Source organism: Variovorax sp. PAMC 28711 (assembly GCF_001577265.1).
Classification (GTDB): domain Bacteria; phylum Pseudomonadota; class Gammaproteobacteria; order Burkholderiales; family Burkholderiaceae_C; genus Variovorax.
This window is the reverse complement of record NZ_CP014517.1, coordinates 938,992-953,731: the sequence shown is the minus strand read 5'-3', so window position 1 is coordinate 953,731 and position 14,740 is coordinate 938,992. Positions and strand designations below refer to the sequence as shown.

12 protein-coding genes are annotated in these 14,740 nt (G+C 67.9%); 3 read left to right on the top strand and 9 right to left on the bottom strand.

The genetic code is table 11. The features are described 5' to 3' along the window. Positions 1-2: 2 nt before the first annotated feature. The 6 genes from mnmH to senA all read right to left on the bottom strand — a co-directional run bounded on the left by mnmH (position 3) and on the right by senA (position 5,707). Positions 3-1,076, bottom strand: coding sequence for a tRNA 2-selenouridine(34) synthase MnmH (gene mnmH / locus AX767_RS04840; protein WP_068629119.1), 1,074 nt, complete (start codon positions 1,074-1,076; stop codon positions 3-5). Further along, the gene (gene phnE / locus AX767_RS04835) at positions 1,069-1,863 is read right to left on the bottom strand and encodes a phosphonate ABC transporter, permease protein PhnE (RefSeq protein ID WP_068629117.1); all 795 of its coding nucleotides are present in this window, start codon (positions 1,861-1,863) and stop codon (positions 1,069-1,071) included. Before phnE ends, mnmH begins: the two co-directional genes overlap by 8 nt. Beyond that, complete coding sequence (locus tag AX767_RS04830) at positions 1,860-2,684, bottom strand: PhnE/PtxC family ABC transporter permease (RefSeq protein ID WP_068629115.1); 825 nt, start codon at positions 2,682-2,684, stop codon at positions 1,860-1,862. Before AX767_RS04830 ends, phnE begins: the two co-directional genes overlap by 4 nt. After that, a complete protein-coding gene (locus AX767_RS04825) occupies positions 2,681-3,502 on the bottom strand; it encodes a phosphonate ABC transporter ATP-binding protein (RefSeq protein ID WP_068629113.1) in 822 nt (273 codons plus the stop codon). The genes AX767_RS04830 and AX767_RS04825 overlap by 4 nt, the downstream gene beginning before the upstream one ends. A 34-nt stretch (positions 3,503-3,536) precedes the next feature. Continuing rightward, positions 3,537-4,331, bottom strand: a complete 795-nt coding sequence (locus AX767_RS04820; RefSeq protein ID WP_237288625.1) for a putative selenate ABC transporter substrate-binding protein — start codon at positions 4,329-4,331, stop codon at positions 3,537-3,539. Between the two features lie 155 nt (positions 4,332-4,486). Beyond that, positions 4,487-5,707 (bottom strand): selenoneine synthase SenA, encoded by a 1,221-nt coding sequence (gene senA, locus AX767_RS04815; protein WP_168164803.1) that lies wholly within the window; start codon positions 5,705-5,707, stop codon positions 4,487-4,489. Positions 5,708-5,768: 61 nt separating this feature from the next. On the opposite strand from senA, the gene senB reads away from it, so the two are divergent. The 3 genes from senB to AX767_RS04800 all read left to right on the top strand — a co-directional run bounded on the left by senB (position 5,769) and on the right by AX767_RS04800 (position 10,893). After that, positions 5,769-6,743 (top strand): selenoneine biosynthesis selenosugar synthase SenB, encoded by a 975-nt coding sequence (gene senB, locus AX767_RS04810; protein ID WP_068629107.1) that lies wholly within the window; start codon positions 5,769-5,771, stop codon positions 6,741-6,743. Further along, entirely contained in the window at positions 6,740-7,813 is a 1,074-nt protein-coding gene (gene selD / locus AX767_RS04805) for a selenide, water dikinase SelD (RefSeq protein WP_068629105.1), read from the top strand. The genes senB and selD overlap by 4 nt, the downstream gene beginning before the upstream one ends. Before the next feature lie 257 nt (positions 7,814-8,070). Continuing rightward, on the top strand, positions 8,071-10,893 hold the full coding sequence (locus AX767_RS04800; RefSeq protein WP_068629103.1) for a YadA family autotransporter adhesin: 2,823 nt from the start codon (positions 8,071-8,073) through the stop codon (positions 10,891-10,893). 21 nt (positions 10,894-10,914) lie between these two features. Here the strand turns inward: AX767_RS04800 and paoC are convergent, their stop codons facing one another. The 3 genes from paoC to paoA are packed head-to-tail and all read right to left on the bottom strand — an operon-like array spanning position 10,915 to position 14,727. Beyond that, a complete protein-coding gene (gene paoC / locus AX767_RS04795) occupies positions 10,915-13,107 on the bottom strand; it encodes an aldehyde oxidoreductase molybdenum-binding subunit PaoC (protein WP_068629101.1) in 2,193 nt (730 codons plus the stop codon). 4 nt (positions 13,108-13,111) lie between these two features. Beyond that, on the bottom strand, positions 13,112-14,056 hold the full coding sequence (locus tag AX767_RS04790) for an FAD binding domain-containing protein (protein ID WP_068629099.1): 945 nt from the start codon (positions 14,054-14,056) through the stop codon (positions 13,112-13,114). After that, a complete protein-coding gene (gene paoA, locus AX767_RS04785; protein WP_068629097.1) occupies positions 14,053-14,727 on the bottom strand; it encodes an aldehyde dehydrogenase iron-sulfur subunit PaoA in 675 nt (224 codons plus the stop codon). The genes AX767_RS04790 and paoA overlap by 4 nt, the downstream gene beginning before the upstream one ends. Positions 14,728-14,740: the final 13 nt, after the last annotated feature.

Sequence of the window (14,740 nt, the reverse complement as noted above, 5' to 3'; positions counted from 1 at the left end):
GCTTAAATCGCGGGCCTGTGCGGCAGTGCGCGCACGGCGTCCGCCACCGCCTCGATCCCCGCGGCCGTCAGGTCCGCAGTCGGCACCGGTCGGCGCTGCGTCCATCCCTCGAAATGCTGTGCCTGCGAGCGCCCGTAATGCGGGTCGTAGTGCAGTGACATGAGTTCGGCGAAGAGTTGCCGCAGGTCGCCTTCGCGCGCCCACTGCTGCCAGCGTTGCACCGTCTCCTTGCCCTGCAACTCCTTGAGCTTGCCGAGCAGTTCAGCCAGCGCCTCGCGGTCGTCACCGAGGTAGGCGTAGTCGCGCAGCAGGTAGGCCAGCCGCGCATCGGCGCTGGCCTCGACCTCGATGCAGGGCGCGGCGCGCATGCGGGCCACCAGCGACAGCGGCAACGACAGGCGGCCGATGCGCGCGCTCTCGCCTTCGACGTAAAGCGGACGCGAAAGGTCGAACGTCTCCAGTTGTGTGGCGATGCTGGTCTCGAAATGCTTTTGCGAGGGCTGTGGCACGCCGGGCCAGGCGCCGAGCAGCGAACCCTTGTGCCGGGCCAGTTCTTCCAGGTCGAGCACCTGTTCGCCGCGCGCGGCCAGCGCCTGCAGCACGCGCGTCTTCGCGCTGCCGGTGGCGCCGCAGATCACCTGCAGTTGCAGTTGCGGCACCAGCACCTCGATCTGCGCGAGCACGTGATGGCGAAAGCTCTTGTAGCCGCCGGCGAGCTGTTGCGCGTCCCAGCCGACCAGCCGAAACCACTGCACCATCGAGCCGCTGCGCATGCCGCCGCGCCAGCAATACACGAGCGGTTTCCACTTGATCGGCTTGTCGGCCAGCGGGCCCTGAAGATGCTTCGCGAGGTTGGCCGCCACCATCGCGCCCCCGACGCGCCGGGCCTCGAAAGCGCCGGTCTGCTTGTAGATGGTGCCGACGATGCGGCGCTCGTCGTCGTCGAGCACCGGACAGTTGATCGCGCCCGGAATGTGGTCGAGTGCGAACTCGGCGGGCGAACGCGCGTCGATGATCGCGTCGAACGCGTGGCGGTCGCGCACGCGCGTCGGCGGGCGGTGTTTGTTGTCATGCATAGGCGGGCCCCATTGCTCGGCGCAGGCGCGCACTCGTGAGATCGACGAGCGCGACGAGGCCGAACATGGCGATCAGCACCGTCATGGCCTGCTGCTGCTGGAAGATCGAAAGGTGAAAGTAAAGGAGCTGGCCCAACCCGCCGCCACCGACGAAGCCAAGCACTGCCGCCATGCGGATGTTCATCTCCCAGCGGTACAGCGTGTAGGCCACCCACTGCGGCAGGGCAAGCGGCAGACTCGCGTAGCTGAAGGCCGTGATCGCGCCCGCACCCTGCAGCCGCAGCGCCTGTTCAGGCTCGCGCGGCGCGTTTTCCAGGCTTTCGGCGAAGAGTCGGCCGAGCACGCCGGTGGTGTGAAGTGCCAGCGCGAGCGCGCCTGCGAAGGGGCCGATGCCGGCGGCCAGGACCATCAGCGCCGCCCACACCAGTTCGGGCACGCTGCGCAGGAAGTTGAGGGCGAAGCGCGAGGCCTCGCGTGCCCATCCGCCGGCCCGGCCCGATGCGGGCAACGCCAACACCGCGCCGGCGGCCGCCGCCAGCAACGTGCCGAGGGCAGACACCGCCAGCGTCTGCAACGCACCCCAACCGGTCTTCGCGACGAAGTCGGGCGACAGGTCGGGCGGAAAGAATTCGGCGATGAACTTCGCCATGAAGCCCAGCGATTCGCCGGTGAAGAGTGCGCGGTAATCGATGGCCAGGTAGACGAAGCTCGCGACCACGGCGGCCAGCACGGCGGCGACGACCACCCAGCAGCGCACGCAGATCGAAGGGGCTTGCACGCCGGTCATTCCAGGAGCTTTCGGAGGGCATTGCTCAGCGCGTCGGCCAGCAAAACCAGCGCGAGGAACACCAGCAGGATGCTGCTGGCTTCGCCGCCGTTGAGCATCTTCATCGACTGGTCCATCAGCTGGCCGAGCCCGCCGGCGCCGACGAAGCCCATCACGACCGACGCGCGCACCGCGCATTCCCAGCGATACACGGTGTACGACGTGAGTTCCTGCGCGCAGTTGGGCAGCAAGCCGTAGAAGAGGGCGGCGACGCGGCCGCTGCCGGCCTCCAGCAGCGCGCGCGCGGGGCGGGTGTCGGTGGATTCGAGCACCTCCGCATACACCTTGCCGAGCATGCCTCCGTAGGTGATCGCGATCGCCAGCACGCCGGCAGCCGGCCCGAGCCCGAGGGCGCGCACGAACAGCAGCGCCCACACGATCTCGGGAATGGCGCGCAGCACCATCAGCAGCGAGCGGCTGGCCTGCCGAACGACCGAGCCCCGCATGTGGCCGGGTCCGGGGCCGATGCGCGACACCGACAGCGCGCGGGTAGTGACGAAACCCAGCGGCGCGCCGATCAGGAAGGCGAGTGCCGTTCCGGCGGTCGCCATCGCCAGCGTTTCGAGCGTGGCCTTGCCCAGCAGTGCGAGAAAGAACGCATCGGTGGCGGGCGGCCAGAAGCCGGCCAGGAAGCCGCCGATGACCGACAGGTTGCCCGGGGCGAACAGTGCCCACGGTTTGAATTCGGCCAGCTGCAGTATCGGCCAGGCGATCGCCAGTGCCGCCAGCGTCCACACCAGCCGGGCACGCGCATGCGGGTCGCGCAGGGCGGGTGCGGTCAATTGCAGCCCGGCCGGCGAGTGGGCGTGGCGTCGACCGTGGGCGACGGCGCGGATGCCGGGCCCTGCATCGGAAGATTGCCCTCGCTCGCGTACAGCGCGCCCAGCATCGATTCGGTCACGTCGCCGACGGCGGCATCGAACATCACTTCGCCCTGGCGCATGCCCACGATGCGGGGAAACCAGCGCAGCGCCAGGTCGACCGCATGCAGCGACGCGACGAAGGTGGCGCCGGTGCGCTCGCTCTGCGCCACCAGTTCGCCGAGCGCGGCGTCGGCCAGCGTCGGGTCGAGTGCCGACACCGGCTCGTCAGCCAGCAACAGCGCTGGGCGCTGGTACAGCGTGCGGGCGATGCCGACGCGCTGCAGCTGGCCACCCGAGAGACGGTCGCAGCGATCGAAAAGGCGGTCTTCCAGCGACAGCCGTGCAAGCACCGCGTGGGCGCCGGCCGTGTCGACCGGGCGCAGCAGCGATGCCAGCGCCCGTCCGGTCGACCATTCGCCGAGGCGTCCCGCCAGCACTGCCGTGACCACGCGCAGCCGCGGCGCGATCGGCGGCGACTGGTGCACGGTGCCGATGCGCGCACGCAGCTTGCGCAGCTGCGGAGCCGTCAGGCGCCAGGGCGACGCGCCGAGCGTTTGAACGTCGCCTTCACTGGGCTTCAGCGCTGCGCCGAGCACGCGCAGCATCGTGGTCTTGCCGGCGCCGGAGGGGCCGATGATGGCCAGCCGCTCGCCATCGCGCGCCGCCAGCGACACGGTCTGGAGCGCACGCTGGCCGTTGGGGTGGACCAGCCCGACGCGGTCGAGCAGAAAGCTCACCCGGCGAAACCTGCCGGTCGCAGGAACGCACGCATCATTTGATCAGGCCGGCCGACTTGCCTGCGGCTTCGATGCCGTCGTAGTTCGACGACTGGGTCGGGATGAACTTGCTGGCCCGCTGCAGCGCCATGATTTCCTTGTGCGCCGGGTTGGCCGGATCGAGCTTGAGGAAGGCGGCGGTCAGTTTTTTCTGCAAGGCCGGGTCCATGCCGGGGCGCACCGTCCAGTTGTAGTCGTAGTAGGTCGGCGTGGTCGCCAGCACGCGCACCTTGGCCGCGTTCGGGTTCTTCGACTCGACCAGCTTGTCCCAGACCGACGTGTTGAGCACGCCGGCTTCGGCGCGCGAGGCGGCCACGAAAGCGACGGTGGCGTCGTGCGCGCCCGAGAACGCGACCGTCTTGAAGTCTTTTTCAGGGTTGATGCCCGCCTGCAGCAGGAAGTAGCGCGGCATCAGGCTGCCCGAGGTGGAAGAGGGCGCGCCGAAGGCGAAGGTCTTGCCCTTCAGGTCGGCCAGCGTCTTGGCGGTGCTGTCGGTGGGGACGATGAACTTGCTGGTGAAGACTTCGTCCTCGGCCCGCTGCACGATTGGCACGGCACCGCCGTTGGTGCGGATGCGCGCCTGCACATAGGTGAAGCCACCGAGCCAGGCCATGTCGATCTTGTTCGTCGCCAGGCCTTCGACTACGGCGGCGTAGTCGGTCACGGGCGTGAATTGCACGTCCATGCCGGTTTCCTTCTTCAGGTAGTCGCCCAGCGGGGTGAACTTGCGCTGCAGCTCGGTCGGTGCCTCGTCGGGAATCGCGGAGACGCGCAACACCCCCTGGGCCATCGCGCCAGCGGCCGTGAAAGTCAGCGTGAGGGCGGCGGCCAGACGGCCGAAACGCGAAAGACGGGGAAATTGCAGCATCGAATGAGCCTCGGAATGGGGGGCAGGGAGAGGCCGCTATTGTAGAAAGCCACCGCGATCGGGCCGCGTTGCGAGGGCTATGGCGCGGCGCAGGACCGGAATCCCGCGAACACGTCGTTGCGCTCTGCCGTGAAGAAGTTGCGATAGCACGGATGCTTCAGGTAGGGCGCGGTCGCGAACGAGCCGCCGCGCAGGACGCGCCGGCCATCGAACCACGGCTGGGAGTAGTCGCGGTACGGATGCGCCTGAAAGCCGGGGTAGGGCGCGAAGGGGCTCGACGTCCACTCCCAGACTTCGCCCCATCTGAAGACCGAGTCGCCACGGGCTTGCGCATGCGCTGCGAGGTCTGCTGCGGTCTCCCATTCCATTTCCGTCGGCAGCCGGCGTCCCGCCCACCGGCACCAGGCGTCCGCTTCGTGCGCGGTCAGGTTCACAGCCGCTGCTGACGGATCGATGGGTGTCCAGCGACCGAACGCCGATTGCTCCCACTTCCCGTTTTCTCGTCGCAGATGCATCGGCCGGGTGGCGCGTGTGCGCTGCAGCCACTCGCGACCGGCCGCCGTCCAGACCGCCTCGTTGTCGTAGCCGCCGGCATCGGCAAAGGCAAGGAAGGCGGCCCATGTGACCGGCGCCGGGTCGATGCTGAAAGCAGGCACCTCGACTTCGTGCGGGCCCAGTTCGTTGTCGAACGCGAAGCCCGGACCGTCGAAGCCGATGCGCCGCAGTGCGCCGGGCACCCGCCACGCCGCTGCCGCGGGTGCATCGGTGGCTGGTGGCGCGGGCCTGCGCATCGCCGGGCCCAGGTCGATGCCCAGGCCCCGCGCCATGAAGTGCCAGGCCTCGCGGTGCATCGCCTCGTGGAACAGCACCAGCCGGAAGAAGTAGAGGTCGTCGTCGGTCGTGCCCCCGGCGTGCAGCAGCGCCAGCGTGGCCTGCCGCACTTCGGTCAAATAGGCGCGCGTCGCGTCAGCGTCGGGCAGCGCGAGTTGCCAGCGGCTGGCGTGCGCAACATTCGACGAGTCGTAGAGCGCATCGGCCCGGGGCAGCACCGAGGGCGTTCGCGGCAGGAGCGGATCGCACGTCGCGCCCACCGTCCGCCCCGGATGGCGCGACACCCAGAACTCCTCGAACCAGCCGATGTGGCCGAGTTCCCAGAGCGGCAGGTTCACGGCGGCGTCCTGCGCAATGCGCAGGCCATCGGGCCCGAGCGCGCGCTGGAATCCGTCGAACAGGCCGAACAGTTCGGCGCGACCGTCCGTCAGCGCCGCCTCGATCTGTGCCGGTCCGGCACGCCGCATCGACTCTCCAGGGGTGGCCTTGCCCGCACGGGGATCGGCGGACCCGGATATAAGCTCGTGCATGAGACGCCCTTCGATATGCATCGTGACGCCGGCGTTGGAAGATGCCAACAACGGCAACTGGCAGACGGCCAGCCGATGGTCGCAGATGCTGGGTGAGGATTATCGGATCGACCTCGTCGGTCGCTGGAACGGCGACCCTGCCGACGCGATGATCGCGTTGCACGCGCGGCGTTCGGCCGATTCGATTGCGCGCTGGAAAGCCGCCGCCGGGAAGGCGCCCGATCGTCCGCTCGCGGTCGTGCTGACCGGCACCGATCTCTACCGCGACATCGCCAGCGACCCCAGCGCCGAACGTTCGCTTGAACTGGCCGACCGGCTGGTCGTGCTCCACGAGCGGGCCATCGACGACGTGCCGGCCCTCTACCGCCACAAAGCCATCGCGTGCTTCCAGTCGACGCCTGCGCGCGCGGCCCGGCCGAAGTCGCAGCGGGGCCTCTGCGCACTCATGGTCGGCCACTTGCGCGCCGAGAAGGCGCCGCAAACCTATTTCGATGCCGCCCGGCAGCTCGCGGCGCGTGCCGACATCCTGCTCGACCACATCGGCGCAGCGCTCGACCCTGTGCTGGGTGCCCAGGCCAGGTCGCTTATGCAAGACTGCCCGTCGTACCGCTGGCTCGGCGCGCTGCCGCATGAGGAGGTGCTCCGCCGGATCGGCGAGTCCCACGTGCTGGTGCATTCCAGCGTCATGGAGGGTGGCGCCCATGTGGTGATGGAGGCGATCTGCAGCGGCACACCGGTGCTGGCCAGCCGCATCCCGGGAAATGTCGGCATGCTGGGCGCCGATTACGACGGCTACTTTGAACCGGGCGATGCCCAGGGTCTCGCGCGCCTCATCGCGCGTTGCCGCGACGACTCGACGATACTTTTCGGCCTCGCTGCGCAGTGCGCTGCGCGCGCCCCCTTGTTCGACCCTGCCCGTGAGCGCGCAACCCTGCTCGCCCTGATGGCCGAAATGCTGGAGACCAACCCATGAACACCCCCGTGACCCCACCCAACACCCAGAACGGCCCCCGCCTCACATCGCTCTCGCATGGTGGCGGCTGCGGCTGCAAGATCGCGCCTGGCGTGCTGTCGGAGATCCTGAAGAACAGCAGCGGCGGTGTCATTCCGCCCGAACTGATGGTCGGCATCGAGACCGCCGACGACGCTGCGGTCTACAGGCTGAACGACACGCAGGCGCTCATTGCCACCACAGATTTTTTCACGCCGATCGTCGATGACCCCTACGACTTCGGCCGCATTGCCGCCACCAACGCGATCAGCGACGTCTACGCGATGGGCGGCAAGCCGATCATGGCGCTCGCGCTGGTCGCGATGCCGATTGCGCAACTTTCGGTGGAAGTCATCGGCGAGATCGTGCGCGGCGGGCAAGACGTGTGCCGCGCCGCCGGCATCCCCATCGCGGGCGGCCACACCATCGATTCGGTCGAGCCGATCTACGGCCTGGTCGTGATGGGCCTGGTGCACCCCGACCGCGTGCGCCGGAACGCCGGCGCGAAGGTTGGCGACGTGCTCATCCTCGGCAAGCCGCTCGGGGTCGGTGTGCTGTCCGCTGCATTGAAGAAGGAGCAGTTGAGCGAAGTGGGCTATCGGCAACTCATCGACACCACCACCAAGCTCAACACGCCGGGCATCGCGCTGGCGCAACTGGACGGCGTGCATGCACTCACCGACGTGACCGGCTTCGGCCTGGCCGGCCACACGCTCGAACTGGCGCGCGGCGCCGGGCTCACGGCGGTGATCGAATGGTCGAAGGTGCCTTTGCTCGACGGCGTGGAGGCCATGGCGGCAGAAGGTTTCGTCACTGGCGCGTCGGGGCGCAATTGGCAGGGTTATGGGGCCGATGTCGAATTGGCCGTGGGGCTGCCTTTTACCGCGCAGAGTCTGTTGAGCGACCCGCAAACGTCGGGCGGCCTGTTGGTGAGCTGTGCACCAGAAGCTGTAGAGGCGGTGCTCGGTGCGTTCACGGCCGAAGGCATGGCGCATGCAGCCATCGTCGGCCGAATCGAAGCAGGCCCGCCCGGTCTCAAGGTCGCGGTCTGAGCCGTCGTTGTGGTTTTCGAGCATCGACCATCGGCTGGGTAGGGTATTTGCTATGTCAACCAATGGATTCATCGCGACCGAGCGGGGCAGTCAGGCATGAGCTGATCGAAAAACCAAACGACTAATGGCAGTTAGATGCGAAATTTTGAGTACGAAAGACTCATATTTCGATGAACGACAAATATTTACGATGGTTTCGGATTCGTTGCTGAACGGTTCCGAAATGCATCGTTGCCCCACGCGGGAAGGAGTCGTTCATGTCTTTGGTGTTTCAAGTTGGTTCCCGCCTCACCACAGGCCGATCGAAGTTCGGATCGCTCCCGATCCTGTCTGTCGCGATGCTCGCGGCCGGCCTGCTGGGCTCGGGGAGTGCCAGTGCCGCCGGCTTTCTGAATCCATGCACCGGCATCAGCCTGCCGCGCAGTTCCATCTTCAACTACCTCAATCCGGTGCTCGGGCCGATCGTCGGCTCGCCGCTGTTGAGCATCCTGGGACTTGGGACGATCTACAGCGGCTTGGCGACCGGACAACCCCTTTCGCTGAGCCTTCTGGACAACGACGGCGCGCTCCTGTCGCCGAGTGACGATTGCAAGCTTTCGACCGACGGGTACTCCCTGAACGTGGACCAAGGGGTTTCCATCGGCGGCAACGGCATCACCGGGCTCGGCACCAAGGGCGGTGCAGCCGCCTTGGCCGGGGCAAAAAACGCCATTGCGATCGGCGACGGCGCGACCACCGGCGCGTTGGCGCCCAATGCGCTGGCGCTGGGCAGCGGTGCCACCGTTGCCAACGTGGCGGTCGCCGCCGGCGCCGTGGCGCTGGGCGCGGGTTCACAGGCGACGGGCGTGCTCGCGGCGCCCTATGTCCCCGTCGGCGGCACTTACGCAGTCGCTGGCAATGGCGTGAACGCCAATCGGGAGTTGTCGATCGGCTCGGCAGGCAACGAGAGAAGAATCACCCACGTCGCGGCGGGCGGTGCGGACACCGATGCCGTCAACGTGAGCCAGCTCAAATCGGTGGTGAGCGCCGTGGGCGTGACGGCGGCGAACGCAGTGCAGTACGACGGCGCCGGCAAGACCGTCGTGACGCTGCAGGGCGCGACCTCGACCGATGGCGGTGCCACCAACGGCACCCGGATCGGCAACGTGGCGCAAGGCGCGCTGTCGGCGACCAGTGCGGATGCGGTGAATGGAGCGCAGCTCTTCGCCACCAACCAGAACGTCGGCACCAACACCACCAACCTCAACGCGCTGACCACCAATATCAACAACGGCACGGTCGGGCTGGTTCAGCAGGCGGGCGGTTCGCCAGGTGCAGGCGTGATTGCCGTCGGCGCTTCGACAGCCGGTACGTCGGTGAGCATCGCCGGCACGGGCGGCAATCGAGTGCTCGGCGGCGTCGCTGCTGGCACGGTGGCCACTGATGCAGTGAACCTCGGCCAACTGAACGCCGTCGGCGCGACCGCCGCCAACGCAGTGCAGTACGACGGCGCTGGCAAAGCGATCGTGACCTTGCAAGGCACGACATCGACCGACGGCGGCCTCACCAACGGCACCCGGATCGCCAACCTTTCTCAGGGCATGCTTGCGGCCACGAGCACCGACGCCGTGAACGGCGCGCAGCTCTTCGCCACCAACCAGAACGTCGGCACCAACACCACCAACCTCAACGCGCTCACCACAAACATCAACAACGGCAGCGTTGGACTGGTTCAGCAGGCGGGCGGCGCACCGGGCGCCGGCATCATCGCGGTCGGTGCATCGACGGGCGGCACGTCGGTGAGTTTGACCGGCACGGCCGGCGATCGGGTGCTCGGGGGCGTCGCGCCGGGCGTGCTCGCCAACGATGCGGTGAACGTGGGCCAGCTGACCGCCTTGGGCGCCGGCATCGCGAATGCGGTTTCCTACGACAGCGCCGCCCGCACGCAGATCACGCTGGGCGGGCCGCTGTCCACCGACGGCGGCGTCACGGGCGGCACGCGCATGGCGAATCTCTCGCGCGGCATTGTGTCGGCCACCAGCAGCCAGGCGGTGAACGGCGCACAGCTGTTCGCCACCAACCAGAACATTGCGTCGGTGGTCAATGTGTTCGGCGGGAACGCGATGATCAATTTCGACGGCACTGTCGTGGGGCCGACCTACACACTCTCGACCATCACGGCCGGCGGCGGCACCACGGTGGGCAACTACAGCACGGTCGGCGATGCGCTGAGCGCGTTGGGCAGCTCCGTGATCAATCTGAGCCAGACGGTCAGCAGCAACGCACCGGCGGGCAACGGCAGCAAATATGTCCAGGTCACCTCCGCGCTCGGCGGTGCGACCGCGACAGGCAACGACAGCACGGCGATCGGGCCGCAGGCCCTGGCCGCCGGTGCGTCGTCGATCGCGATCGGCACGACTGCGCAAGCAACAAGCACCGGCGCCGTGGCCCTCGGTGCCGGCGCGGTGGCATCGAGGGCCGGCATGGCGGGCCAGATCGAGGCGTTGTCGGGCGTGGCGGTCGCCTCGACGCAGGGCGCACTGTCGATCGGTGCGCCCGGGGCAGAGCGGCAGATCACGAACGTGGCGGGTGGCACGCAGGCGACCGATGCCGTGAATCTGCGCCAGCTGCAAGCGGTGCAGGCCGGCGGCGTGAACTACGCAACCGGCGCAGACGGCGTCGTCAACTACAACCAGATCACGTTAGGCAACGGCCAAGCGCCCGGTGGCACAGTGATTTCCAATGTGGCGCCTGGCGTGTCGCCTGCCGACGCCGTCAACGTGCAGCAGTTGAATTCGAGTGTTCAGGCAGCGCGGCAATACACCGACCTGCGCACGAACCAGCTGGTGCAGGGCATGCAAAACGTGGCGAGAAAGGCCTATGCCGGCGTGGCAGCAGCCATGGCCATGGAAAGCCCCCCCGTGGTGCCCGGCAAGCTGAGCTATTCCGCTGGGATGGGCTACTACGAAAGCGAAAGTGCCGTCGGCATTGCACTGCGACGCACCACCGTCAGTGGTCGCTGGAGCCTGAGCGGCGGTGTGTCCGCGACCGGCGCCGGCAGCGTCGCGGCGCGTGTGGGCGTCTCGGGATTCTTCGAATAGAACGCCGAGCGCTGCATTGCGCTAGGCCAACGACCGGATGATCTTGTCCAGCGTCAGCGGATAGTCCCGCACCCGCACGCCGCAGGCGTTGTAAACCGCATTGGCGATCGCTGCCGCACTGCCGCACAGGCCGAGCTCGCCGACGCCTTTGGCCTTCATGGGCGACGACTTGTCGTCCACTTCGTCCATGAAGAAAACGTCCTGCTTCGGCACGTCGGCATGCACGGGCACGTGGTATTCGGCCAGGTCGTGGTTCACGAAATAGCCGAAGCGCGTGTCGACGATCGACTCTTCCATCAATGCGGCGCCGAGGCCCATCGTCATCGCGCCGATCACCTGGCTGCGCGCGGTCTTCGGGTTCAGGATGCGGCCCGCCGCGAAGGCGCCGCTCATGCGCCGCACGCGCACCTCGCCGGTGGCCGAATCCACGCCGACTTCTGCGAAGTGCGCGCCGAAGGTGCCCTGCGCATAGGTCTTCGTGAGATCGCCGAACTCGATGCTGTCTTCCACCGTGATCCCCTGTCGACCTGCGACTTCCGCGAGCGTGAAGCTGCGGCTGCCCGAGATGACCTTGCCTTCGTCGAAACGCGCATCGCCCGCCATCAGGCCGGCCTTGCGTGCGATGGCTTCGCGCAGCTTCATGCACGCGGCATAGACGCCTGCCGTCGAACTGTTGCCGCCCCATTGGCCACCCGATCCGGCCGACACCGGAAAGTCGGAATCGCCGAGCCGCACGACCACCTGTTCGAGCGGCACGCCGAGCAACTCCGCGGCGGTCTGCGCAATGATGGTGTAGCTGCCCGTGCCGATGTCGGTCATGTCGGTCGAAATGGTGACCACGCCCTTGCCGTCGATCGACGCGCGCGCGCCCGATTTCATGGTGAGGTTGCCGCGGAACGCGCTGGCCATGCCCATGCCGACAAGCCAGCGCCCGTCGCGCACCTGGCCGGGCGTGGCGCGCCGCTGGTCCCAGCCGAAGCGCTGCGCACCGATGCTCAGGCAGCCGACGAAGTCGCGCTGCGAGAACGCGCGGCTCGGCTTCTCGGGATCGACCTGCGTGTCGTTGGCGATGCGCAGTGCGACCGGGTCCATCTTCAGGCTCTCGGCCAGTTCGTCCATCGCGATTTCGAGCGCCATCAGGCCCGGTGCCTCGCCGGGCGCGCGCATGGCGTTGCCCTCGGGCAGGTCGAGCGTGGCGAGCCGGTGGGAGGTGATCCGGTTCGCGCCGGCATAGAGCAGGCGCGTCTGCATGGCGGCGGTCTCGGGCTGACCGCCCGGCAGGTCGCCGGACCAGGTCTCGTGCGAGATGGCAGTCAGCTTGCCGTCGCTGCCGGCGCCCAGCCGGATGCGCTGGATCGTTGCCGGCCGATGGGTCGTGTTGTTGGCGATCTGTGGCCGCGCGAGTGCGACTTTCACCGGGCGACCGGCCACGCGCGAGGCCAGTGCGGCCATGACGGCATCGCTGCGAATCCACAGCTTCGAGCCGAAGCCGCCGCCGACATAGCTCGACACCACGCGGATGTTCGCGGGCTCGACGCCCAGCACTTCCGACAGGTCGCGCCTGGCCCAGGCGATCATCTGGTTGGAGGTCCACACGGTGAGCTTGCCGCCCTCCCACGACGCGATGGTCGCGAAAGGTTCCATCGCCGAATGGCTCTGGTTGGGCGTGGTGTAGGTCTGGTCGAGCTTGACCGCGGCCTTGGCAAATGCGTCGTCGAAGCTGCCGACGGCGGTGTCCGCCGGACCGTCCATCTTCGGCTTCACCGCCGAGGCTTTTTCTTTCGCGAGATCGAAGCGACCCTCTGCGCGGTCGTAGTCGACCGCGATGAGTTGCGCAGCGGCGCGCGCCTGCTCGAATGTCGCGGCCACCACGATGGCCACCGCCTGGTCGAAGTGATCGATGTTCGGCCCCGCCATCAGCTTGGCGGTGATGGCCTTGGCCTTGTTGACCGTGCCGGCGTTCTCGTGCGTGACCACGGCGATCACGCCGGGCGCGGCGCGGGCGGCGCTGGTGTCGAGGCGACGAATGCGTCCCTTGGCGATCGATGCGCCGAGGATGACGCCGTAGGCCTGGTTCGGCACCACGTCGTAACGCTCGTAGGCATAGGGCGCCTTGCCGCTGGTCTTCAACGGGCCGTCGATGCGGTCGTAGGGCTTGCCGACGACCTTCATGCGGTCGACCGGATTGCGCGTTGCGGGTTGATCGAACTTCATGGTGTCAGCTTCTCGATTCCGCCAGCACCGAAGCCAGCGTGCGTTCCACCAAAAGCGGCTTGAACGCGTTGTGTTCACTGGTGCGTGCACCGGCCAGCGTGACGCGCGCAATGGCCGCCGCGTCGGTCTGCGATTCGGCCGCTTCCACGCGCCACGGCTTGGGGGCCAGGCCGCCGTAGGCGAAGCGCCCGCGCCCGTCGGGCTGGACCACGGCCGCCACCGAAATCAGCGCGAAGGCATACGAGGCGCGGTCGCGCACCTTGCGGTAGATGTGCTTGCCGCCGAGCGGCGCGGGCAGCGTGACCGAAGTGATCATTTCGTCGCGCGCGAGCGCGTTCTCGACCTGCGGCGTGGTGCCGGGCGGCCGATGGAAATCGGCGATCGGGATCGCACGCTGCGAGCCGTCGGCGCGCACCGTTTCGACCGACGCGTCGAGCAGGCGCATGGCCACAGCCATGTCGCTCGGATGCGTGGCGATGCACTGGTCGCTGGTCGCCAGGATCGCCAGGTTGCGATCGAAGCCGCCGATCGCCGAGCAGCCCGTGCCGGACTGCCGCTTGTTGCAGGGTTTGGTCGTGTCGTAGAAGTAGGGGCAGCGCGTGCGTTGCAGCAGGTTGCCCGCGGTCGTCGCCTTGTTGCGCAGCTGGCCCGAGGCGCCCGACATCAGGGCCCGGCTCAGCACGGCGTAGTCGCTGCGCACGCGCGGATGCGCAGCGAGGTCGGTGTTGCGCACGAGGGCGCCGATGCGCAAGCCGCCGCCTTGCACGTCTTCGACCTGATTCAGGTTCAGCCGGTTGATATCGATGAGGTGCGTCGGCGTTTCGATCTGCAGCTTCATCAGGTCCAGCAGGTTGGTGCCGCCTGCGATCAGCTTGGCGCCCGGCGTGTGGGCCAGTGCAGCGGCAGCACCGGCGGGCGTCGTGGCCCGCTCGAAGGTGAACTGCTTCATGCCCTGTCTCCCGGAACGCCAGCGACTTCCTGGATGGCGTCGAGGATGTTGGCATAGGCGCCGCAGCGGCAGATGTTGCCGCTCATGCGCTCGCGGATTTCGTCCGGCGTGGCGCGCTGGATGGCCGTCACGTCGACACTCACATGACTGGGAATTCCGGCCTTGATTTCCTGTAGCGCGCCAACGGCGGAACAGATTTGCCCCGGCGTGCAGTAGCCGCACTGAAAGCCATCGTGCTTGACGAACGCCGCCTGCATCGGATGCAGCTGGTCCGGCGTGCCGAGGCCTTCGATCGTCGTGATCTCGTCGCCGTCGTGCAGCACCGCCAATGTGAGGCAGCTGTTGATGCGCCGTCCGTTGACCAGCACGGTGCAAGCACCGCACTGGCCGTGGTCGCACCCCTTCTTGGAGCCAGTCAACTGGATGTGCTCGCGCAGCGCGTCAAGCAAGGTCGTGCGTGTGTCGAGGTTCAGCGCGTGGGTGCGACCGTTGACCTTGAGCGCGACCGGCAGCATCGGCGTGGGGCCGGTGCCGCCGTTCGCAGGCGCGGTGGCGCCGGATGCCTGTGCGTGGCTGGACGCCGCTGGCAGAACGGTGCCTGCCGCGGTGGCCAGGCCACCGGCGAGCACGCCGCGTCGGCGGACTTCGAAAAAATTTGGGGGTGTCGACATCGTGGTTCCAGCG